At 63.0% G+C, this 21,088-nt stretch carries 21 protein-coding genes, 1 pseudogene and 1 riboswitch; of the genes and pseudogenes, 4 read left to right on the forward strand and 18 right to left on the reverse strand.

Annotated elements, in window-relative coordinates:
- Positions 1–6: 6 nt before the first annotated feature.
- From M2400_RS28775 to M2400_RS28820, 10 genes are all read right to left on the reverse strand, one after another.
- On the reverse strand, positions 7–1,398 hold the full coding sequence (locus M2400_RS28775; protein ID WP_177044075.1) for an alginate export family protein: 1,392 nt from the start codon (positions 1,396–1,398) through the stop codon (positions 7–9).
- Positions 1,395–2,291, reverse strand: coding sequence for a glyoxalase (locus tag M2400_RS28780; protein ID WP_259200773.1), 897 nt, complete (start codon positions 2,289–2,291; stop codon positions 1,395–1,397). The genes M2400_RS28775 and M2400_RS28780 overlap by 4 nt, the downstream gene beginning before the upstream one ends.
- A gap of 386 nt (positions 2,292–2,677) precedes the next feature.
- Positions 2,678–3,241 carry a manganese efflux pump MntP gene (mntP, locus tag M2400_RS28785; protein ID WP_177044077.1) on the reverse strand — a complete coding sequence of 188 codons (564 nt, stop codon included), beginning with the start codon at positions 3,239–3,241 and terminating at the stop codon, positions 2,678–2,680.
- 10 nt (positions 3,242–3,251) lie between these two features.
- Positions 3,252–3,420, reverse strand: a riboswitch (yybP-ykoY riboswitch).
- 71 nt (positions 3,421–3,491) lie between these two features.
- A complete protein-coding gene (locus M2400_RS28790; RefSeq protein ID WP_259200754.1) occupies positions 3,492–4,964 on the reverse strand; it encodes an aldehyde dehydrogenase family protein in 1,473 nt (490 codons plus the stop codon).
- Positions 4,957–5,778, reverse strand: a complete 822-nt coding sequence (locus M2400_RS28795; RefSeq protein ID WP_177121416.1) for an ABC transporter permease — start codon at positions 5,776–5,778, stop codon at positions 4,957–4,959. Before M2400_RS28795 ends, M2400_RS28790 begins: the two co-directional genes overlap by 8 nt.
- Before the next feature lies 1 nt (position 5,779).
- A complete protein-coding gene (locus M2400_RS28800; protein ID WP_177044080.1) occupies positions 5,780–6,688 on the reverse strand; it encodes an ABC transporter permease in 909 nt (302 codons plus the stop codon).
- Between the two features lie 31 nt (positions 6,689–6,719).
- Positions 6,720–7,862, reverse strand: coding sequence for a PotD/PotF family extracellular solute-binding protein (locus M2400_RS28805; RefSeq protein ID WP_177044081.1), 1,143 nt, complete (start codon positions 7,860–7,862; stop codon positions 6,720–6,722).
- Positions 7,863–7,895: 33 nt separating this feature from the next.
- Positions 7,896–9,011 (reverse strand): ABC transporter ATP-binding protein, encoded by a 1,116-nt coding sequence (locus M2400_RS28810; protein WP_177044082.1) that lies wholly within the window; start codon positions 9,009–9,011, stop codon positions 7,896–7,898.
- A gap of 109 nt (positions 9,012–9,120) precedes the next feature.
- On the reverse strand, positions 9,121–9,930 hold the full coding sequence (locus M2400_RS28815; RefSeq protein ID WP_177044083.1) for a response regulator transcription factor: 810 nt from the start codon (positions 9,928–9,930) through the stop codon (positions 9,121–9,123).
- A 125-nt stretch (positions 9,931–10,055) separates the two neighbouring features.
- Complete coding sequence (locus M2400_RS28820; RefSeq protein ID WP_177115651.1) at positions 10,056–10,343, reverse strand: hypothetical protein; 288 nt, start codon at positions 10,341–10,343, stop codon at positions 10,056–10,058.
- A gap of 244 nt (positions 10,344–10,587) precedes the next feature.
- Here M2400_RS28820 and M2400_RS28825 point away from each other — a divergent pair.
- Positions 10,588–10,938: pseudogene (locus tag M2400_RS28825) on the forward strand (type VI secretion IcmF C-terminal domain-containing protein); the annotation flags it as partial.
- Positions 10,939–10,998: 60 nt separating this feature from the next.
- Here the strand turns inward: M2400_RS28825 and M2400_RS28830 are convergent.
- The 8 genes from M2400_RS28830 to M2400_RS28865 form a co-directional block, all read right to left on the reverse strand.
- On the reverse strand, positions 10,999–11,949 hold the full coding sequence (locus tag M2400_RS28830) for an ABC transporter ATP-binding protein (protein ID WP_177044085.1): 951 nt from the start codon (positions 11,947–11,949) through the stop codon (positions 10,999–11,001).
- The gene (locus M2400_RS28835; protein ID WP_177044086.1) at positions 11,949–12,941 is read right to left on the reverse strand and encodes an ABC transporter ATP-binding protein; all 993 of its coding nucleotides are present in this window, start codon (positions 12,939–12,941) and stop codon (positions 11,949–11,951) included. The genes M2400_RS28830 and M2400_RS28835 overlap by 1 nt, the downstream gene beginning before the upstream one ends.
- Positions 12,938–13,819, reverse strand: coding sequence for a D,D-dipeptide ABC transporter permease (ddpC, locus tag M2400_RS28840; protein WP_032868129.1), 882 nt, complete (start codon positions 13,817–13,819; stop codon positions 12,938–12,940). The genes M2400_RS28835 and ddpC overlap by 4 nt, the downstream gene beginning before the upstream one ends.
- A gap of 19 nt (positions 13,820–13,838) precedes the next feature.
- A complete protein-coding gene (locus M2400_RS28845) occupies positions 13,839–14,855 on the reverse strand; it encodes an ABC transporter permease (protein ID WP_177044088.1) in 1,017 nt (338 codons plus the stop codon).
- Between the two features lie 166 nt (positions 14,856–15,021).
- Entirely contained in the window at positions 15,022–16,572 is a 1,551-nt protein-coding gene (locus M2400_RS28850; protein WP_177044089.1) for an ABC transporter substrate-binding protein, read from the reverse strand.
- Between the two features lie 117 nt (positions 16,573–16,689).
- Positions 16,690–17,232: a D-alanyl-D-alanine dipeptidase gene (gene ddpX, locus M2400_RS28855; RefSeq protein ID WP_177044090.1), complete on the reverse strand. Its 543-nt coding sequence runs from the start codon at positions 17,230–17,232 to the stop codon at positions 16,690–16,692.
- A 21-nt stretch (positions 17,233–17,253) separates the two neighbouring features.
- Positions 17,254–18,108, reverse strand: coding sequence for a MurR/RpiR family transcriptional regulator (locus M2400_RS28860; RefSeq protein WP_177044091.1), 855 nt, complete (start codon positions 18,106–18,108; stop codon positions 17,254–17,256).
- A gap of 136 nt (positions 18,109–18,244) precedes the next feature.
- Positions 18,245–18,556 carry a hypothetical protein gene (locus M2400_RS28865; RefSeq protein ID WP_177044092.1) on the reverse strand — a complete coding sequence of 104 codons (312 nt, stop codon included), beginning with the start codon at positions 18,554–18,556 and terminating at the stop codon, positions 18,245–18,247.
- A 162-nt stretch (positions 18,557–18,718) separates the two neighbouring features.
- On the opposite strand from M2400_RS28865, the gene M2400_RS28870 reads away from it, so the two are divergent.
- Genes M2400_RS28870 through M2400_RS28880 form a run of 3 tightly spaced genes read left to right on the forward strand, consistent with a single transcriptional unit; the run spans position 18,719 to position 20,900 of the window.
- A complete protein-coding gene (locus M2400_RS28870; protein ID WP_177134379.1) occupies positions 18,719–19,393 on the forward strand; it encodes a secretin and TonB N-terminal domain-containing protein in 675 nt (224 codons plus the stop codon).
- Entirely contained in the window at positions 19,390–19,935 is a 546-nt protein-coding gene (locus M2400_RS28875) for an RNA polymerase sigma factor (protein ID WP_177080031.1), read from the forward strand. The genes M2400_RS28870 and M2400_RS28875 overlap by 4 nt, the downstream gene beginning before the upstream one ends.
- 38 nt (positions 19,936–19,973) lie before the next feature.
- Positions 19,974–20,900 (forward strand): FecR family protein, encoded by a 927-nt coding sequence (locus M2400_RS28880; RefSeq protein ID WP_177044095.1) that lies wholly within the window; start codon positions 19,974–19,976, stop codon positions 20,898–20,900.
- Positions 20,901–21,088: the final 188 nt, after the last annotated feature.

Here is a 21,088-nt window from a genome sequence, read left to right on the forward strand (position 1 = left end):
TTGGGTTTACCAGCTGAACTTGAGTTCGACCCCCAGGTAATTGCTGTCATGGCCGCCTGCATCCCGCAGCGTCTGGCCGACCGCGTAGTGCACGGCCTCGACGGCGCCGGTGAGGTTGGGGGTAAACACGTAATCGGTGCGAACTTGAGCGTAGGCGCCGGTCCAGCGTTCACCCTGGCCTGCGGTGCCGGCAACCGGGAGGTTCGGCTGAGTGTAGACCGCGTCGGCGGTGGTTTGCCGCCAGAGCAGGCCGACGGCGGTCTGCACGCTCAGCCTGGCGATAGGCTTGACGGTGATCGACGGCTTGACGTGAATCAGGTTGCTGTAGCCCGTATATCCCGCCAGGGAAAAGTAGTAGCCATTGGGGAACAGCGGGTTGAACGTACCCACCGTGCCGTCACCGGCGTGGCGGTCGCCCGAGGCAATATCCATCTGCAGGCCCAGGCGCGGTGTCCAGGCCAGGCTGTCGAAGGTGTAGCCCACGCGGCTGCCGCCACCCCAGGCGCGAATATCCTTGTGGCCCACCGAGCCACCTTGCAGCATGGCTTCAATGTCCCAATCGAAGCCCAGGGCCGCGCCCCCCAGCCGGGCGTCGAACAACTGACGAGTCTCATCGCCGTCGCCGTCCAGATAGTGGGCATCGCTGCGTTCATACACCCCGTAATAAGCCGACAGCTCATTTTTGCCACCCACCAGCCGCTCCACCCGCAGCATGTGAAACTGCATGTCAGCGTTGGATTTATCGTCGAAGTGCCGCTCGTCCTGGTACTGCACCGGGTGGCTGGCGATCCCGATAAAACGCCAGTCACGGGTTTCCCAGTCGGCCCACAGGGCATCAAAGGACTGGCGCACATTCGGCCCGTCCCGCGACGAGATGAAACGCTGCAAGTCGAAGGCGAAGTCCTGCCGGCCCACACGGCCCTTGAACGTGCCGGCACTGAAGGTGTTGATGTATTCGGCAAAGGCCAGGCGCAGGTCGACGCGGTTCTGGTCGGCGCCACCGATTGAGGTTTTGTCATAGGCCCGGGCATCTTCCAACTGGGTGAACACGCGCCAGTTTTCATTCAGGTGCAGGTCGGCATGCACCTGGAACCGCTGGATCAGGTACCGGTCGCGGGCTACGTTTTTCACACCGAAGCCGCTGGCGTCGTTCATCTCGAAGCGCTCACGCAAGGTCGCGCCCAGGGACAGGTAGGTGAACGGGTTGGCAGCGGACAGCGGGATGTACTTGAGGTTGTCCAGCGGCTGCGTACGCAGCGCCGGGTCCTTGAGCATCGACCAGTCTTCCTGCCAGCGGTTGGCCTTGATCGCCGGGCGCGTCGGTTGGTCGTCAGCGTGGACGCCGCCAGCCAGCAGCGGCCACAGCACTGCGAGGCCCCAGCCTGTGCGGCGGATCATCTTGCCCCGCTGAGCTGGTGAATCTCCGCGACGTAACCGCCCGGGAACTCCACCAGCGCGCTGCGCCGGCCCTTGGTGTCAAACGCCGGGACCAGCACCCGGGCACCGGAGCCAGTGGCTTTACCCAGGGTGTCGGTCAGGTCGGCCACTTGATAGCCGGTGGTTTCATGGCCGAAGGGGTAGGGCAGTTGGCCGTTGGTGACCAAAACGGCCATGCGCCCGAACGGCGACTCGATGTCCACGCGGCGGTAGCTGCCACTGGCCTGGCCGATATCGACCCCTGGCGCATGCTTGTCATCGGCCAGGACCTTGCCGTGGGAAAACCCGACGAAGGACTTGATGAAGGTGTCGGCGCGATCGCTGGAGACATACACCCGGTTTTCCGGCACGGTCTGGAACGCCGCGTAACCCGGGGTCTTGGTGTGCCAGTAGAGCTGCATGTTGACACCGCCCGGCCACTGGATCACGGCATCACGGCCGATGGGGTCAGGAAAATCACTCACGATCACCGCCGCTCCGTTGGCGCGGGCCGCCTTGAGCGCCGCGTCCATGTCCTTGACCAGGTAGCCGTTGCGCTCCTGGCCGAACGGGTGCGGGACGGGTGTGGTGAAGCCGAACAGCGACACCGTGCCCGCCGGCGTCTGCAGCAGTTGCGAGGTGGTGCTGCTGGGCACCGGCAGTACATTCACCACCACCTGGGGCGTGCTTTTTCCGCCGAAGGTGGCGAGAAAACTCTGGGCAAAGCGGTCCACGTCGGCCGGGGCGACGTAGACGTGACTGGTGTCGTACTGCGGCGCCACGGCCACATTCGGTGTTGCCGCCCACGCGCTGCCCATCATCTGCGCGCCCAGCAGCGTCAAGGCCAGGGATATCGTCGTGACTTTCTTGCACATGCCCATTCTCCAGCACTTTTCAGCGTGATCGAAAAGTCGCCAGCTTAGGGGCCGGGCTGCCCTGCAGATTGTATGGACGTGCTCGGTTGAACGGTTCAGCGTCTATGCGGGTCAACTGACTTCAACCGTCTGAACGCACAGGTGAACGAAATGGCCAAGAGTTACCTACGAGCGCATGCTCGAGGGCGATGTTAAGTATCGGTTTGTGATCGACATCGACAGCCTGAAGAAAGAAAAACACGCAGCCTGAGTTACGCTCGATAAGTTGCAGTAGATCCAGTGTGGGAGCTGGCTTGCCTGCGATAACGGAGTGTCAGTCAACAATGATGTCGACTGATACATCGCCATCGCAGGCAAGCCAGCTCCCACATTTTGGTATGGGTTGATCAGGCCGACAGGTGCTCATACAAAATCGTCGCACCCACCAGCATCAACACCACGCCGCCGACCATCTCGGCGCGCTTGCCCACCACCGTGCCCAGCACCCGGCCGAGCATCATGCCGATAGTCACCATGGTCATCGTCGCGAGACCGATAGCCGCCGCGGCCACCAGGATATTCACATCGACAAATGCCAGGCCCACACCCACGGCCAGGGCATCAATGCTGGTGGCAAACGCGGTGACTGCAAGGATCATGAACGAGTGCTGGGTCGGTTTCTCTTCCTCAGGATCATCCGCCTTCAGGCCGTTGTAGATCATGTGCAGGCCCAGGGCGACCAGCAGGGTGAAGGCGATCCAGTGGTCCCACTGTTCCACCCAGCGGGTGGCAGCCTGGCCGATGGCCCAGCCGATAATCGGCGTGATGGCTTCAATCACACCAAAGATCAGGCCGGCCCGCAGGGCTTCGGTCAAGCGTGGTTTGTGCAGGCTGGAGCCTTTGCCGATGGCTGCCGCAAAGGCGTCCGTGGACATGGCCAGGGCGAGAAGAATCAGGGAAATGGGGTTCACGGTAAGGCTTCCAGTCGGGCTATATGAGTCAACGACACAACCACACGCCCGACTTCAGGCATGGATGTGTCGCTGGTCTCACCAACCAAAATGGTGTTCGCACCACGGCATGTTGCCGAGAATGTTGATACGAACGCTTCGAGAATCCGAAGCAGGCTACTCCCCAACGAGGTGGCAGATCATAGCCTTGCGGATATGAAAATCTTGTTAAATACGCGACCCCATCTCTCTGATAATCCTGCAAACCGTTTCAATTCAGGTACCAGCCCCACGGCTCCCCACTGATGTACTCCGTCACCTGCTTGACCTCCAGGTAATTGTGCAAGCCCCATTCCCCCAGTTCACGCCCTATCCCGCTGTGCTTCATCCCGCCCCACGGCGCCTCGACGAAGGTCGGTTGCGAGCAGTTGACCCACACGATCCCCGCCCGCAGTTGATTGGCAACCCGCGCCGTGCGTGCGAGGTCGGCGCTCATCACCGCGGCTGCCAAACCGAAGCGGCTGGCATTCGCCATCTGCAGGGCCTGCTCTTCAGTCTTGAACCGCTTGACGCACAGCACCGGCCCAAACACTTCTTCGCGCCAGAGGATGCTGTTGAGCGCCGGCTCGTCAAAGATTGCAGGCTCGATGAAATACCCACGCTCCAGATGCGCCGGGCGCCGGCCTCCGGTCAGCAGGCGGGCGCCGCTGGCCAGGCCCTGGTCGATAAAACCCAGGACCTTTTCATGCTGCCCCTGGCTGACCAGCGGCCCCAGCAATACGCCCGGCTCCATGCCCGAACCGATGGTGATCTTGCGGGTTTCTTCCACCAGCCGTTCGATCAGGCGCGAGGCGATGGTTTCCTGCACCAGCAAGCGTGAAGTGGCGCTGCACACCTGGCCCTGGTTCCAGAAAATCCCGAACAGAATCCATTCCACGGCGGCTTCAACATCGGCATCGTCGAACACAATGAACGCCGATTTACCGCCCAGTTCCAGGCTGATGTTCTTGATGTCGCGGGCCGCCGCCGCCATGATTTTTGCCCCGGTGGGCACGCTGCCGGTGAAGGCCAGTTTGTCGACGCCGGGGTGTTCGGTCAGTGGGCTGCCGGCGTCCTGGCCCAGGCCGGTGACTACGTTCAACACCCCGGCGGGCAGGCCGATACGGTCGGCGGCTGCGGCCAGTTCCAGGGCGGTCAGGGGCGTCAGCTCAGAAGGTTTCAACACGACGGTGGCACCGGCCGCCAGGGCCGGCGCGACCTTCCACGCGGCCATCAGCAGTGGGTAGTTCCAGGGAATGATTTGCCCGGCCACGCCAATCGCCTCGTGGCGAATACGGCAACGAAAGCGCGCGTCAGGCAGCGCCAGTGGCTGGTCCTGGCGCTGGTCCAGCTCCCGGGCCAGGCCGGCGTAATAGCGAAAGCAGCCAATCGCATCGCCCACGTCCCATTGGGCTTCGGGCAAGGGCTTGCCGTTGTCGCGCACTTCCAGTTCCGCCAACGCCGGCTGCGCGTGTTCCAGCTCATCCGCCAGGGCGTCGAGCCACTGGCCGCGCTCGGCGCCGCTGGTCTGGCTCCAGCCATTGTCGAAGGCGCGGCGGGCGGCGCGCACGGCGTGGTCGATGTCTTCTTCGGTGCTGGCGGCCACGCGTGCGAAGGCCTGCTCGGTGGCCGGGTCGATCACGTCGAGGTAGCCGCCCAGGTCCGGGCTGACCCACTCGCCATTGATATAAAGTTGATCACGCATGGTGAGGCTCCTGGATACGGCGGTTTTGCAGGTGGCGAGACGTAAACAGCAAGGCCAGCGACAGGCAGATGATCACCGTCGAGACTGCATTGATCTCCGGTGTGACCCCACGCCGGATCGAGGAAAAGATGTAGATCGGCAAGGTGGTCTCCGAGCCTGCGACGAAGAACGCGATGATGAAATCGTCGAAGCTGAAGGTGAACGCCAGCAGGAAGCCGGCCATGATTGCCGGGCTGATCTGGGGCAGGGTCACCCGCCAGAAGGTCTGCATCGGCGGTGCATACAGGTCGGCAGACGCCTCCAGCAGCGCCTTGTCCAGAGTGTCGACGCGGCTGCGCACGATCACCATCACCAGCGCCATGGTGAACAGCGAGTGGGCGGCGATCACCGTGAAGAAGCCCATGTTCAAACGCGGCAGGCTGGGCATCCAGCTCGCCAGCAGCGGGTTGATCACATCGAAGAGGCTGATGAAGGCGATCAACGTCGAGATACCGATGACGATGCCGGGCACGATGATCGCGCAGTAGGTCAGGGCGTCAAACAGCAGGCGCACCCTGGCCCCGGCACGCTGCAAGCCGAACACCGCCAGGGTGCCGAACAGCGTGGCGATCAACGCCGAGCACGTGGCGATAAATGCACTGTGCCCGAGGGCTTCCATGATGAACGGGTTGCCAAAGGCCCGGCCGAACCACTGCACCGAGCAGCACTCGAACGCCAGGCCACTGCGCCCGGCATTGAAGCTGAACAGCACGATCAAGGCGATCGGCGCATACAGAAACAGGTACAGCGAAGTCGAATAGCTGCGCAGCCACATGTCACAAGCCTCCGTCGGCAGGGCGGCCGCCGTAGCGTGCCACCAGCTTCAAATACACGCCGATGATCAGCAGCATCATCGCCACCAGGGTCATCGCCAGCGCACTGCCGAACGGCCAGTTACGCGATTGCAGGAACAGGTCCACCAGGGCATTGCCGACAAAAAACACCTTGCCGCCGCCGAGGATGGCCGGGATCAGGAACTCGCCCATCAACAGGATGAACACCAGCATTACCCCGGTGATGATTCCCGGCGCGGACAGCGGCAGGGTGATCCGGCGAAAGCTTTCAAAGGCGCTGGCGCCCAGGTCTGCCGAGGCTTCCAGCAGGCGTTTGTCGAGTTTTTCCAGGCTGACGTAGATCGGGAACACCATCAGCGGCAGGTAGCCGTAGACGATCCCGATCAGCACCGCCCAGGGCGTGTTGATCAACCGCACATCTTCCAGGCCCAGGCTCGCCAGCAGGGCCGGGATGCCCTTGCCGCTGAGGAGGAAGATCCAGGCGTAGGTGCGGATCAGGAAGCTGGTCCAGAACGGCACGATCACCAGGGTCAGCAGCAGCGAGCGGTTCTTGCTGACCTTGACCGCCAGGAAGTACGCCAGCGGATAGGCCGCCACCAGGCACACCAGCGTACCCAGTGGCGCCAGCATCAGCGTGTTGCCGAAGGCCGCGGCCCGTGAACCGAGGTTCAGGTAGTTGGCCAGGGTGAAGCCACCCGCGTAGCCGCCTACGGCACTGCGGTCGCCGAAGCTGAAGACCAGGATGATCACCAGCGGCATCAACAACAGCAGCAGGAACCACAGGGTCGACGGCAACAGCATCAGCAGGGTGATACGCCGGCCCAGGTTGCGCCGCTGGCGGGCGGCAAGGGGCAGGGCGGTCACCGTGGAAGGGTGAGTGGCGGCGTTCATGGGTGACTCCTCAGTGGCCATGGCTGGGTGATCAGGCGGACTTGAATCGCGCCATCAACTCGGCCCGGGCCGGGCTGGTCAGCGTCGCCGCCGCGCCAAATTCCAGCGGGCTCAACGCCTCGGCGGCCGGGTACATGATCGGATCGTCGAGCATCGCCACCGGCAACAACGCGTCCACCCGCTTGTCACCGCTCGGGTAGCCATGGCTCAACACTTCCAGCTTGTTGTGCTGCGGGTCCAGCAGGTAGTTGATGAAGGCATAGGCTGCGTCCTTGTGCTCCGAGCTCTTGGGAATCGCGAAGAAGTCGCTCCACAATTCGCCGCCTTCCTTGCCCAACTCAAAGTGCATCTGCGGCAGGTCGCGGTGCAACTGCGAGGCGTCGCCGGTCCAGGACATCGCCAGCCAGGCATCACCGCTGCGCATCGAGGGCTGGATGTCGGAGTTGATCGCGAACAAATGCGGCTTGACCTGGATCAGCAGTTTTTCAGCATCGGCCAGCTCTTTGGGGTCCAGCGAGTTGAAGCTGTAGCCGAAGCTCTTCAGGGCGTTGCCGATGGCGGTCAACTGGTAGTCGTGGACCATCGTGCGCCCACTGGCCGGGCCCTGGGCCATGTCCCAGAATTGCTTCCAGCTGGTGGGGCCGTTCTTGAGCTTTTCGGTGTCGTAGCACATGCCGGTGGTGCCCCAGTTTTTCGGCACCGCATACACCTTGCCGTCCACCGTGCCCTGGGCGATGAATTTCTGCTGGAAGTCCGAGGCATCGAAATTGGGGATGCGCGACAGGTCCAGCGGTTCGATCAAACCCAGGCCCACATAGGTGCTGATGGTGTAGTTGGTGGGCACCAGCACGTCCCAGCCGCTGCCGCCGGCCTGCAGTTTGGCGAGCATTTCTTCGTTGGAGCCGAACACACTCATGGACACCCGTGCGCCGGTGGCCTTGGCGAAATTGTCGAGGTTTTCCTGGCTGTGGTAATTGGGCCAGGTGGCCAGGGACAGGCGATCACCGAGCTTGGCCTGTTCGGCGGCCTCGGCGGTGGAGGTCAGCAGCCCCGGCATGTTCGTGGCGACCACCGCGGCGGCCAGCCCCAGCCCGGTACGGCCAAGGAACTCACGACGGCTGATGGAACCGTTCTGCCAGCTGCGCAGGGTTTTGAGAAAGGTCTTCTGGTCCATGACACGCTCCACATTCGTTGGATAAAAGGTGATTTACAACGCCATGGCCAACCCATTGGCGTGATCCCAGCCGACGCTGACCGCTGCGCCGTGTTCGAACGCCTGCGGGCCTTGATCCTGCTGGCGTGGCACTCGCACGCAGACCACGCCAAAGGCTTGGGTGCGCACGCGGTATTCGGTGGAGTTGCCCAGGTAGATGCGGTCTTCGACGCAACCCGGCAGTGTGACTTCCCGGGCCAGGTCGGCGCTGGCGCCGGCAATGCTGATCAGCTCCGGGCGCACCGCGATGCAGCCTTCGGCATCCGCATTCAGGCTTTTGCCGGTGGGGGTGAGCGGGCTGGTCAGCTCCAGGCCCTGGGCGGTGCGCAACACCACCGAGTTGCCCTGCAGGCGGCGCACGGTGCCGTTGAACAGGTTGGACTCGCCGATAAAGTCGGCGACGTAACGGCTGGCCGGCGTCTCGTAGAGTTGTTCCGGGGTGGCGGTCTGGATGATCGAACCGTTGTGCATCACGCTGATGCTGTCGCTCATCGACAGCGCTTCTTCCTGGTCATGGGTCACCAGCACGAAGGTGATGCCGACTTCACGCTGCAAGCGCAGCAGTTCCGATTGCATCTCCTTGCGCAGCTTGCGGTCCAGGGCGGCCAGGGGCTCATCCAGCAGTAACACCGTAGGCTTGTTCACCAGCGCCCGGGCCAGGGCCACACGCTGCTGCTGGCCGCCGGACAGTTCGCTGGGCTTGCGTTGGCCGAAGCCGCTCAGGCGCACCATCTCCAGGGCTTCATCGGCCATGCGTGCCTGGGTTTTCTTGTCGGGGCGCGGGGTGCGATAGCGCAGGCCATAGGCAATGTTCTGCGCCACGCTGAGGTGCGGGAACAGCGCGTAATGCTGGAACACCATGTTCACCGGGCGCTCGAAGGCGGGCACCCCGGCGACGTTTTTGCCGGCCAGGCGCACCTCGCCGCTGGTGGGCTGCTCGAAGCCGGCGATCATGCGCAGGGTGGTGGTCTTGCCGCAGCCCGAGCCGCCGAGGAAGGAGTGGAACGAGCCACGCCGCACCGAGAAATCCAGGCCATTGACGGCCTGCACCTCGCCGTAGCGTTTGACCACGTTGCAGAATTCGATGTCGCTTGGCGAAGTGTCGTTCACGGTCCGGCTTCCTCGATGTGCAGTGATGACTCATTGCGTCGAGGGCCAAACTAGCAATCGGGGTTTTACGCTGTATATATCCCTTGGGGGATAGAGTCGCTTTCAGGCATCAGGCCACGGCCACCAGTTCCTGGCCGGTGAGGTCGCGGATAAACAGGCCAAGCAGTTCCGACTGGCTGCCGATGCCGAGCTTGGCGTAGATGTTCTTGCGGTGAATCTTCACCGTGCCCGGGCTGATGCTCAGCTGCTCCGCCACCGAAGCGCTGGAGTGCCCGCGCAACAACAGCTGCACGATCTCCTGTTCGCGCCCGGTGAGGATGTGGGCACCGAACTGATCGAAGGCTTCGCGGATCTTGAAGTCCAGGTCCTGGGCCGGTCGCGGCTGCTGTGCCTGGCGCAGGCGCCAGGCCTCGTTGATCACTTGTTCCACCACCGCCTGGGCGCATTCGATCAACTGCATCTCGTCGCGACTGAACGCGCAACTGGCGGTGGAGCGCATCAGCGACAACACCGCCGTGGCGCCGCCGCCGAGGTCGACAAAAAACGCTACTTCTTCCGCCAGCCCGGTTTGCTGGTAATAGGTCAGGTAATACTCGCCGAGGTAAAAGTGGTCCGGTGCAAACTGCCGCAACCGCCACAGCCCCGGCGCCTGCCCGCGGGTGCAGGCGAGGTAGAACGGGTCCAGCAGGTACGGGCCGCACTGGTAGTCATCGACATACACCCCGCGCTTGTCGGCGCAGAAGGTATCGAACATCGCCAGTGGCCGGTGATTGCCTTCGTAGACAAACAGAACGAAATGATCCACCGGGCAGATCTGCCGCAACCAGTGGCTCAAGCCCGAGAGCCGAGGGTGGCCGGCGGGCAGGTCCAGCAGGTGGGCGACACCGGAGGTCCAGAGTTTCAGTTCCTTGGGGCGCATGGGGAATTCAGGTGGTAGGGGAGTGGCGACAGATGCACGAATTGCGCCATGGGGTGCGGGGGCCGCAGGGGCGGGAGGAAGCGGGACCCCGTTGCGGTGAAGGTGCACTGCAATGGGGCCGGGTGTTACCGAGTGCTACATTTTTGTTTCTGATTGGCCACGATCAAGGCTGGAACTGCGCCTGTTGCCAGCCACACATCATTGACACTCAGAAGCCCTGCAATCTCGGCGATACGTCGCTTGGGGATGCCGCGCATAAACCAATTATTCAGGCACTGGGGGCTGACGTTTAGAAACTCGGAAAACGCCATAGGGGAAATGCTGCATTCGTGGAGCAGCGTTCGCAGGCGCTCGCCTGATTGTCTGTCGACTGATTTAGGGTGGGTTTTCTGGTTCATGACGTCCTGTGTCATGCGTCCTCCTTTCGCCGTTCGTGTGGGGGGTTGCAGCGCACGGCGTAGCGATCTGCTGGTGTCGTGTATTGGTTCCGTACAGCGGCGTTATGGGCACCGTGTTGTAGGGAATAGCGCATTTTTTTGGTGCTGGCTCGTTAATAGATGGGGGAGTGGCGGTTTTAAGGAAGGTCTGTCGGAAATTGCGTTTTTTCTTGTAGGACGGATTGCCCTCAGCGAGAGGTCATGGGGGGATACGCGCTTGAGCAGTGTGCTGAGTGTCGACGGGCAGATGATCCCCTACAGCCACGGGCCGCTCCAACGCACCGGCCTGGTCTGGCCCAACACGTTGGGCAGCGTCAGTGGCAGCCAATTGACGTTGGTCCACACCACCGGAAACACCGCCACTCTTGGCCAGCGGGGGCCTTGGTCATTGTTCCGGTTGCTGAGTCGTGGCCAGCTCAACGGTCGCACGCCCACCAGTGTTGACCTGACATTCATGGTGGCGGACGGGGTCATGCGGTATCGGGTCAGCGCGGAAAAGGCCAACAACCCGATCACTCAGCGCAGCTTTGAAGGGTTTGTATTGCCAAGGACCTTACTGGTCGAGCGCTGAAGCATTGCCGATGGAGGAAACCTCTGCCGCCCAGGCAGAGGCCACGTTCGACTCAAGGCCTCACGGATGCTCCAGATGACACCGCACCTGCTGACTCATCCCCCCCGTCAACCGCTGCGGCCGCTCACACCCTTTGGTGCGCCTAGGGCAGCGGTCGAGAAAGAAACACCCGGCCGGCAACACCCGGTTCCCCGGCAGCTCCGTCGGCGCACTGACGTAGGCATCATCCAGCGCCACCCCAAGCTTGGGCACCGCTTCCAATAGCAGCTGGGTATACGGATGCTTCGGCTGTTCCAGCACCTGCTCGGCACACCCCAGCTCCACAATCTGCCCCAGGTACATCACCGCCACCCGGTCGGCCATGTGCCGCACCACGGAAACGTTGTGGGAGATCAGGATATAGGTCAGCCCCAGCCGCCGTTGCAGCTCCGCCAGCAGGTTGAGGATCTGCGCCTGCACCGAGATGTCCAGCGCCGAGGTGGGTTCGTCCAGCACCAGGATGCTCGGGTTGGACGCCAGGGCGCGGGCGATGGCGATGCGTTGCCGTTGGCCCCCGGAGAACTGGTGCGGGTAGCGGTCCAGGTATTCGGCGCGGATGCCCACTTGGGCGGCGACTTTGGCGGCGATGGTGCGCATTTCGCTCTTGGGCGTGTCGCCGAGGGCGTACAGCGGTTCGGTAATGATTTTCCAGATGGGCAGGCGCGGGTCGAGGGACGATTGCGGGTCCTGGAACACGATCTGTACGTGGCGGTGGCGTTCCCGGGCACTTTCGTAGACCCAGTCGACTTCGCCATCGCTGGGCTTGACCAGGCCCATCAGCAGTTGGGCGAGGGTGCTTTTGCCACAGCCGGACTCGCCGACAATGCCCAGGGTTTCCCCTCGGCGCACTTGCAGGTCGATGCCGTTGAGGGCGTGGGCGTAACCACGCGGGCGGCCCAGCCAGTCGGTTTTTACCGGGAATTTGACCCGTACATCTCGCAGGGCCAGCAGTGAATCCTGGGACACTGTCATTACACCGACTCCCCGGCAGTCAGCCAGCACGCACTTTTGCGGGTGCCGGCAGGGTTGATCAGATCCAGGCGCGGGCGCGTGGTGCATTGGCTCATGGCCTGAGGGCAGCGTTCGCGAAAGGTGCAGCCTGAGGGCAGGGCGGCCAGGTTGGGCACCTGGCCGGGGATGGTCAGCAGGTCGTCGCCGGGTTTCACCTGTTCCGGCAAACCGCTGAGCAGGCCCTGGGTGTAGGGGTGGCGCGGGTCGCTCATGACTTGGGCAGTGGGGCCTTCTTCCACCACGGCGCCGGTGTACATCACGTAGACCCGGTCGCAGAACTGCGAGACCACGGCCATGTCATGGGTGATCAGCAAAATCGCGGTGCCGCGTTCCCGGGCTTTTTCCCGCAGCAGCAACAGCACCTGGCGTTGCACGGTGACGTCGAGGGCGGTGGTGGGTTCGTCGGCGATCAGCAGCTGCGGGTCGCAGGAGAACGCCAGGGCGATCATCACCCGCTGGCGCATGCCGCCGGAGAGTTCGAAGGGGTAGCTGTCGAGCACCTGTTCGGGGTCGGCGATGTGCATGTCCCGCAGCAGGGCGATGGCCTTGGCGCGGGCGTCGGCCTTGCTCAGGCGCTGGTGATGGATGATCACGTCGAGCATCTGCCGGCCGATGCGCCGGGTCGGGTTCAACGCGGTCATTGGCTCCTGGAAGATCATCGCCGCGTCACGCCCGCGAATCTGCAACAGCTCTTTCTCGCTCGCAGCCAGCATGTCGCGGCCGAGCATCTGCAGGCTGCCGGCGGTGATCCGGTAACTGCGCTCCGGCAGCAGGCGCAGGCTGAGCATCGCGGTGACGGATTTGCCGGAACCGGACTCACCCACCACGCCGACGACTTCGCCGGGGTTGACGTGCAAGGACACGCCGTTGAGGGCCTGGACGTTATTGCGGTAAGCCGGGAACTCCAGGCTCAGGTTGTCGATGGCAAGCACTGCCGGGCTGGACATGGTCATTTCCCCTGTTGCCGTGGGTCGAGCAGGTCACGAACACCGTCACCCAGCAGGTTGAAACCGGTGGCGGTGACCAGGATCGCCAGCCCCGGGAAGGTGGAATACCACCAGTTATCGAGGATGAAATTGCGCCCGGTGGCGACCATCGCGCCCCATTCGGCGGTGGGCTGTTGCGCACCGAGGCCGATGAAACCCAGGGCCGAGGCCATCAGGATCGCGCTGCCGATGTCCAGGCTCAGTTGCACCAGCAATGGCGGCATGGCGTTGCGGCCCACGTGCCATGACACGATGTGCCAGCGCCCGGCGCCGAAGGTCTGGGACGCCTTGACGTAGCCCATCTGCCGAATGCTCAGGGCCTGGCCGCGAGCCAGGCGCACATAGAACGGAATGCGCACCACGGTGATCGCCAGCATCGCGTTGAACAGGCTCGGGCCAAGGGCTGCGGCCAGGGCCATGATCAGCACCAGGGACGGCACCGACAGCATGATGTCCATCAGGCGCATGATCAGGCTGTCGAACCGCCCGCCGATAATCCCCGACAGACAGCCCAGCAACCCGCCCACCAGGCAGGATGAAAACGCCACGAACAGGCCGACGCCCACCGACTGGCGGCTGCCGTACAGCACCCGGCTGAACAGGTCGCGGCCGACTTCATCGGTGCCAAACCAGTGTTCGGCCGAAGGCTCGGCCAGGCGTTGGGCCAGGTTGAGGGCATTGGGATCATGGCTGGCCAGCCACGGCGCGAAAGCCATGCAGATCAGCACGATCAGGGTGATGGTCAGGCCGGCAATGGTCAGCGGGCTGCGGCGTATTTGATAGCCCAGGTATTCCATTCGCGCGCGCCAGGTGGGGCGCTGCTCCAGGGGCACCGGTACGGGCATTGTCACGGGTGCGGTCATCTCAATTCACCTCGCCGATGCGCGGGTCGACCACGCGGTAGAGCAGGTCGATCAGCATGTTCAGCAGTACATAAATAAACGACACCATGATCGCGAAGCCCATCACCGCCGGGAAATCCAGGGACTGGATCGACTTCACCACATAGGCGCCCATGCCCGGCCAGGCGAACACGGTTTCTGTCAGCACGGCGCCGTAGAGCAGGTCGCCGAGGGTCAGGCCGAGCACGGTGATCGACGGAATCAGCGCGTTGGGCAGGGCGTGACGCAGGATCACCGCCCAGCGCGACAAACCGTAGGCGCGGGCGGTGCGGATGTAGTCCTCGCCCAACTGGTCAAGCATCGCCGAGCGGATCTGCCGGGCGACCACGCCGAGGTTGACGAACCCCAGGGTGACGGCGGGCAGGATCAGGTGCTGCAGGGCGTTGAGGAACAGCGGGATATCGCCGGCCAGCAGCGAGTCGATCAGGTAGAACCCGGTGATGGTGCGCGGCGGCTCGAGGCCCTCGTCCAGCCGACCGCTGCCGGGCAGCCAGCCGAGCTGGCCGTAGAACAACACGATCAAGCCCAGCCCTAGCCAGAAGGCCGGAGTGGAAATACCGGTGACCGCCAGCGTTCGGGCGATCTGGTCGATGGCGCGGTTGTGGTAGACCGCTGACAGCACGCCAAGGGGCACACCCACCAGCACCGAGAGCAGCAGGGCGGCCACCGCCAGTTCCAGGGTCGCGGGGAAGAAGGCTTTCAGGTCTTCAAGCACCGGGCGGCTGGTGCGGATCGAGGTGCCGAGGTCGCCGTGCAGCAGGTCGCTCATGTAGCGGCCATATTGCTGGTACAGCGGCAGGTCGAGGCCGAGTTGATGGCGGATGTTCTCGACGATGGCGTCGCTGGCCCGGTCGCCGGCAATCAGGCGCGCCGGGTCACCCGGGATCAGGTGGGAGATGCAAAAGGTAATCAGCGAAACGCCGACGACGACCAGAATCAGGCCGAACAGGCGTTTGCGCAACATATTCAGGAAGGCCATGAGGCACCTCGGGTGTTAAGCAGGCTTGTAGTGGCGAGGGAGCTTGCTCCCGCTGGGGCGCGAAGCGGCCTTGGCTTTTTTGGGGCCGCTTCGCAGCCCAGCGGGAGCAAGCTTCCTCGCCACATAGAAAGGGCCAGGCGCAACCACCGTTGCGCCTCAGCAGTTTCTATTTGCTGATCTCAGCCACGTTGAACACCTGTTCCAGCATCGGGTGGAACACGTACCCCTTCACCGAATCACGCATCGGCAGGGTGTAGTTCTTCTGGTACAGGTAGGCGTACACGCTGTCCTTGAGCACGATCTTCTGGGCTTCCTGGTACAGCTCGGTGCGCTTGGCCGTGTCGTTGTTGGCCGCTGCATCGCGGATCAGCTTGTCCACCACCGGGTTGCTGTAGAACGAACGGTTGCCCGGCAGCCCTTGCAGGGACGAATCGAACCAGAAGTTCATGTACATGTAGGGGTCGGAGAAGTCCGGCGCCCACGAGCCGATCGACACGTCGAAGTCACCCTTGCCCAGGCGCTCACGCATGGTGGCGTTGGCCAGTTTTTCCATCTTCAGGTTGATCCCCAGCGGCGCCAGGCTGGCTTGCAGGGTCAGGCCGATGGATTCCCAGTCCGGGTCCTTGTCGGAGTACATGTAGTTCAGGTTGGTGATTTTTTCCGGGAGTTTCTTCAGGTTGGCGCCGGCGCCGTCCAGGTCCTGTTTCATCATCGGCAGGCTCGGGTCGTTGGCCCACATGCCGGCAGGAATCGGCCCGTTCATCAGCTTGGCCTGGCCCTTGAGGATGCCGTCGACGATGCCTTTGTAGTCCACCGCATCAACGATTGCCTGGCGGGCGTTCTGGTTGTTCAGCGGGGCTTTCTGGTTGTTCAGGTACAGGTAGGTCACCCGCAGCGACGGGAACTCCTTGATCACCACGTCTTTCTTTTTGGCCAGGTTGGTGAGCTGGTCCTGGGGCATGTCTTCGGCGATGTCCAGGTCACCGCGTTCCAGTTGCAGGCGGCGTACAGAGGCTTCGCTGATGATCTTGATCACCACCTTGTTCAGCGCGGGCTTGGGGCCTGCGTAGTAGGTGTTGGGTTCCAGGGTCAGGCTCTGGCCCTTCTGCCAGTTGGTCAGGCGGAACGCGCCGGAGCCGGCGGTGTGGGTGGAGAGGTAGGCGTTGACGTCACCCTGTTTCACCACGTCCGGGTTGATGATGCCGGCGCCGTTGTGGGCGAGGGTGTAGAGGAAGGGCGCGTAAGGTTTGGTCAGGGTGAAACGCACGGTCAGCGGGTCGACCACGGTGACTTTCATGTCATCCGGGAACGCGCCGGACGGGCCTTGCTTGAGCTGCATCACACGGTCGAAGGAGAACTTCACCGCATTGGCGTCGACGTCGGCGCCGTCATCGAACTTGTTGCCGGGCTTGAGCTTGAAGTCCCACACCAGGCCGTCGGCCGAGGTGGTCCAGCTGTCGGCCAGGTCGCCCTTGACGTCGGTGCTGCCCTTGCCGTTTTCGACTTTGTAGGCCACCAGTTTCTGGTACGCCGGGTACGTCACCGCCCAATCGTTATTGTCGATGGTCACGGCCGGGTCGAGGGTTTGCGGGTCGGCCGCCTTGCCGATCATCAGGGTGTCTTTGGGCGCGGCGGCACTTGCCGATTGCCACGCGCCCAGGCTCAGGGCGGCGCACAACAGGGAGAGTGCGAGGGTCTTGCGGTTGCTTGGGGTCATGCCGGTTTCCTTGATTATTTAGAGGAAAAAGCGGGTTGGTTTTTTTTTATGAAATCTATAACCGGGCAGTTGGAGCTAAAGGGCGCTGCTAATTATTGTGATGGTACGTTCCTTGGTTCAGTGGGACTCCTCAATTAATGGGAAAAGTTCGGCATCCGGCAATTCGTAATGCCACCACTCGGTGGCAATCGCCTTGAATCCGGCGCCGAGCATGATGCCCAACAGCAGCAGGCGATTGCGCTGCACCTGTGGCGGCAGGTCGGGATAGAACTGGTGGGACTTGGGCTCCATGGCGTCGAAGGCCGTGCCCATGTCCAGGGGTGTGCCGTGTTCATCAATCAGGGTCAGGTCGACGGCCACGCCGCGGGTGTGGTGCGAGCCCAGGCGCGGGTCGCGCACGTAGTCCGGGTCGGGCAGCGCTTGCCACAACAGTTGCTGGGCGTAGGCGGGGCGATAGGCGTCGTAGATCAGCAAGGTCATGCCGGCCTGGCGCGCCAGAAGGCTGGCCTTGCGCAGGCAGGCGGCCGCTTCGGTGTGCAGCAGGCAGCGGGCGTTGCGGTAGATCACGGTGCCTGCCAGGTTGTCGGCACTGGCGTAGATCAGGTCGACCTGCACCGGGTATTCCGGTGGGGCGATTTCTACCAATGGGCTGGTATTCACTCAAACATTTCCTTTGTAGGGTCAGGATTCAAACTGGCCGAAGGCCTGTTGCAGGGCGCGGTTTTTCGCCAGGCGGGCGTCCAGGCGCTCGCCATACTGGTCGGCGACGGCAGACACCATCAGGTTGAACAGGCACGTCAGCGGCGCCATGGAGTCCCAGAACTGGCCGACATCGGTTTTCAGTTGCAGCAGGTCCAGGTCGTAGTCCCGGGCCCAGGGGCATTGCAAATCGGTGATCAGCGCCAGGGGCAGGCCATGGGCATTCGCGGTTTCGCAGAAAGTCGGGGTGATGCTGGAATAGGCGCGAAAGTCTGCCGTGATGGCGTAGGGTTTTTCAAAGCCGGAGTTCAACGTCTCGGCGTAGATCCCCGACAGGCCATCGACGTAATAGACCTTGGGGCGAATGTATTCCAGGTGACTGTGGAACGCATTGAGGATGCCCCGGGTGGACTGGATACCGAGGATGAACACCGCGTCGGCGTCGACGATGTGCTGCACGATGTCGGCGAAACCCTGGCTGCGGGCCAGGCCGTAGACGTGCTGGATCGCTTCGATCTCGCGGTTGAGGGAACGGTCGAGGGCGTCTTCCTGATCGTTCTCCTGGCGAAACGCGCCGAGGCGGTCGGTGATCAGCCAGGACGCTTGCGGGTCGCCACGCAGGCCTTGTTTCACGTCATCGAGGTTGCGATAGCCCAGGGTGCGCAAGAAGCGCCCCACCGAAATCCCGGTGGTGCCGGCCTGGTGGGCAATGCTGTCGGCGGTTTCGAACGGCAACTGTTGCAGGTTGGCCAGCAGGTAGGTGGCGATGCGCTTGCCGGTGGGAGTCAGCGTCGGGAACTGCTGCTCCAGCGTGCGCTGGAAGCTGTTTTTATCCATGACACTTTCGCGGCTACCGGTCATTGATGTTACTCGAATGTCGTATTTTTAATGTCTGTTAGAAACATAACATCGGCTGTCGCGATAACACAATGGCTTTTTTTCGAGTGGGTACGCAGGGGGGGACAAGCGGCGATCAAGGCCGCTGGGGTTTCACCGAAGTACCAAAGGTATTGCCCATGCGCACGCTGGTCGCCGCCGGCGTAGAAAGCCCGATCTGGTTTGGCTTGCGCTTGTCGATGGGCACTTGTTGCGCTTGCTGGTTCTTCTGCGTCGCCTTGGCGGCGTCGGGGTTGTTGCCCATCTGTTGGCTGAGGCAGCCATAGTCCGGCGCCTTGTAGCCATCCACATTGACCTCGGCGCAGCCGCCGGGGGGGCCTTCGGCGTGGGCCATCAGCGGCAGGGCTGCACACAGCAACAGGCTGGCGAGGGTTGGGAACAGGTTCATCGGTGCCTCCTGGCGGGCCCTGGGAAATGGGCCGGTATGGCGCAAAAGTGTAGTGCAGCGGGCTGCCCGTCACCGTGATGTTTTTTTTGCTGGCACCGTAACATCAGGTTCATAAACTGGCCTCAGGATGACGGTTTTGTAGGCTATGTCGGACGTGTTGCGATGCTGAGCAGGAGCGCTTGGAGGCACGCGGGCTGCTGCCTGGCTCTGCTGGTGGGGCTGGCGCAGGCCGTGCGCGCCGAGGTGATCCTGGACCTGCCCGCGCAGAACCTGGACAGCGCCCTGCAAGCGTTCAGCCATGCCACGGGCATGGCGGTGCTGGTGGATCGCGAGTTGACCCGGGGCCGGCGTTCCATCGGCGTACATGGCCGCTACAGTGCGCAGCAAGCCTTGGGGCTGCTGCTGACAGGGAGTGGCTTGATGGCGCGTTATGCCCGCAGCGATGCGTTCACCCTGCAAGTCCCCGAGGTCAGCCGATCGGCAGAGCCCCGAGGGCTGAAGGCAGGCAATGCAGCACGGATCAACAACAGCTATGCCACGGCCTTGCAGCAGGCGATCGAACGCAGTTTGTGCCGTTCGCCATTGACCCGCCCCGGCAGTTTCCGGGCGCTGGTGCAGGTGTGGGTCAACCGCAACGGCGTGATCGAACACAGCCGCCTGGTCAGCTCCACCGGAGACCTGCAGCGTGACGAAGCGCTGGTACTTGGCCTGAGTGCTGCGCGTGTCGAACGCCCGGCGCCCAGTTCACTGCGCTTGCCGGTGACCTTACTTTTGATGCCCGACTCAACAGGAACACGCATGGAATGCACAGCAGGGGAAGGAGTTTTTGGGGCATGAAAGACACCGGCCACAGCACGATGGTCAGCCTGTTCCTGGCGTCCTACGAGGACTTCAAGGTGCGCCTGCGCAAGCGCCTGGGCTCGGAGGACCTGGCCAACGACGTGCTGCACGAAACCTACCTGCGGGTCGACCGCATGGACATGCCGCCGAACCTGGCGCAACCGAATGCCTACCTCTACCGCATGGCCCTGAACATCGCCGCCGACCGGCGCCAGGCGGACGCCCGGTTGCTGACCGGCAGCGAGGTCGAAGAGCTGCTGCAGACGGTGGATGAAGCCCAGGACCCGTCGCGGGTGGTGGGTGGCCAGCGCGAAATCCAGTCCCTGCTCAAAGCCCTCTACGAACTGCCGGCGCGGCGGCGCCAGATCCTTATCGCCGCGCGCCTGGAAGAGGCGCCGCACCTGGAAATCTCCCGGCGTTTCGGGATTTCCACGCGCATGGTCGAAAAGGAAATCAAGGCCGGGCTGGGCCACTGCGCGCAGCGCCTTGAAAGAAAAGTGATCCAGCGGTTCGGTCCCGGGGCCGGAAAACCGTCTTAGTGATTGAGTCCCTGATAATCCGTTGAGTACCTGCGCGCTTGAACATTTTTAACTTCTCCGCTGCCCGGAATACGCCAGACAGCCCCCTGCACGATGAAGCGCGTGATTGGCTGGTGCTGCTGACGTCGGGCCGGGCCACCGTCGCGGATGCCAAGGCGTTGCGCCAGTGGTGCGCCCAGAGTCCGGACCATGCCCGGGCGTTCGAGCAGGCCAAGGTGTTGTGGCGGCAATTGGCTCCCGCTGCTGAGCAGTTTTCCCGTCCGCGGCATTTTGGGCGGCGGGCGTTTTTGGGTGGGGCGATTGCGGCGTCGGCGGCGGTGTTGATGGTGCGAGTGACCGTGCCGGGTGGGTTTGCCGGGTTGACGGCGGATTACCGCACGGAGGTCGGGGAGCAGCGGCGGGTTGAGTTGAGTGACGGTGTTCGGCTGGAGCTCAATACCCAGACGCGGATCAGCCGGCGTGATGATGGGATTGAGTTGTTGGAGGGGGAGGTTGAGGTGTTGGCCAATGTGGCGATGCCGCTTCGGGTTCAGGCGGGCGGTGGGTGGTTGAGTACGGCGCAGGCGCGGTTCAATGTGCGTAATACGGATCACAGTGTGTGTGTGACGTGTATCGACGGTGCGGTGGCGGTGGCGGTGGGTGGGCGTACGGTTCGGCTTGAAAGCGGGCGGCAGGTGACGTATGACGCCAGCGGTGTAGGTGAGCCGGTGGCGGTGGATACGCAGGCGGTGGTGGCTTGGCGGGAGCAGGTGTTGGTGTTTGATAACGCGACGTTGGCGACGGTGGTGGATGAGATTAATCGCTATCGGCCGGGGATGTTGCTGTTAATGAATGCGCAGTTGGGCAAGCGGCGGGTGCAGGCGCGGTTCAGTTTGAACCAGCTGGCGGGGGTGGCGCTTTTGATTCGCGATGCTTATGGGGCTAAGTGTACGGAGTTGCCTGGTGGGGTTGTTTTGTTGAGCTAGGGGGGGTGTGTATATCCGTTATTTAGGTAACGGCCGCCTATGGTTTCGCTCTTACAGCGACTCACTTTGGAAAAGCCCCAAAGTAAGCAAAGGGCTCTGCCCCGCCTGTCGGCACCTCGCCTAGGCTCGGTGTTCCCTCACTCCGGGCTTGCTCCGCGGGCCGCCGCGACGGGGCGTCCCTGCCCCGT

The organism is Pseudomonas sp. BIGb0558, assembly GCF_024807515.1.
GTDB lineage: Bacteria > Pseudomonadota > Gammaproteobacteria > Pseudomonadales > Pseudomonadaceae > Aquipseudomonas > Aquipseudomonas yamanorum_A.

What these genes read in the sequence shown, in the direction of transcription:
- M2400_RS28860 (WP_177044091.1), bottom strand. Translation starts at nt 18,108, where the DNA reads ATGGATAAAAACAGCTTCCAGCGCACGCTGGAGCAGCAGTTCCCGACG.
- M2400_RS28850 (WP_177044089.1), bottom strand. Translation starts at nt 16,572, where the DNA reads ATGACCCCAAGCAACCGCAAGACCCTCGCACTCTCCCTGTTGTGCGCC.
- M2400_RS28830 (WP_177044085.1), bottom strand. Translation starts at nt 11,949, where the DNA reads ATGACAGTGTCCCAGGATTCACTGCTGGCCCTGCGAGATGTACGGGTC.
- M2400_RS28835 (WP_177044086.1), bottom strand. Translation starts at nt 12,941, where the DNA reads ATGACCATGTCCAGCCCGGCAGTGCTTGCCATCGACAACCTGAGCCTG.
- M2400_RS28815 (WP_177044083.1), bottom strand. Translation starts at nt 9,930, where the DNA reads ATGCGCCCCAAGGAACTGAAACTCTGGACCTCCGGTGTCGCCCACCTG.
- M2400_RS28865 (WP_177044092.1), bottom strand. Translation starts at nt 18,556, where the DNA reads ATGAACCTGTTCCCAACCCTCGCCAGCCTGTTGCTGTGTGCAGCCCTG.
- M2400_RS28870 (WP_177134379.1), top strand. Translation starts at nt 18,719, where the DNA reads ATGCTGAGCAGGAGCGCTTGGAGGCACGCGGGCTGCTGCCTGGCTCTG.
- M2400_RS28775 (WP_177044075.1), bottom strand. Translation starts at nt 1,398, where the DNA reads ATGATCCGCCGCACAGGCTGGGGCCTCGCAGTGCTGTGGCCGCTGCTG.
- M2400_RS28790 (WP_259200754.1), bottom strand. Translation starts at nt 4,964, where the DNA reads ATGCGTGATCAACTTTATATCAATGGCGAGTGGGTCAGCCCGGACCTG.
- M2400_RS28795 (WP_177121416.1), bottom strand. Translation starts at nt 5,778, where the DNA reads ATGTGGCTGCGCAGCTATTCGACTTCGCTGTACCTGTTTCTGTATGCG.
- M2400_RS28800 (WP_177044080.1), bottom strand. Translation starts at nt 6,688, where the DNA reads ATGAACGCCGCCACTCACCCTTCCACGGTGACCGCCCTGCCCCTTGCC.
- M2400_RS28805 (WP_177044081.1), bottom strand. Translation starts at nt 7,862, where the DNA reads ATGGACCAGAAGACCTTTCTCAAAACCCTGCGCAGCTGGCAGAACGGT.
- M2400_RS28845 (WP_177044088.1), bottom strand. Translation starts at nt 14,855, where the DNA reads ATGGCCTTCCTGAATATGTTGCGCAAACGCCTGTTCGGCCTGATTCTG.
- ddpC (WP_032868129.1), bottom strand. Translation starts at nt 13,819, where the DNA reads ATGCCCGTACCGGTGCCCCTGGAGCAGCGCCCCACCTGGCGCGCGCGA.
- M2400_RS28780 (WP_259200773.1), bottom strand. Translation starts at nt 2,291, where the DNA reads ATGTGCAAGAAAGTCACGACGATATCCCTGGCCTTGACGCTGCTGGGC.
- M2400_RS28875 (WP_177080031.1), top strand. Translation starts at nt 19,390, where the DNA reads ATGAAAGACACCGGCCACAGCACGATGGTCAGCCTGTTCCTGGCGTCC.
- M2400_RS28820 (WP_177115651.1), bottom strand. Translation starts at nt 10,343, where the DNA reads ATGACACAGGACGTCATGAACCAGAAAACCCACCCTAAATCAGTCGAC.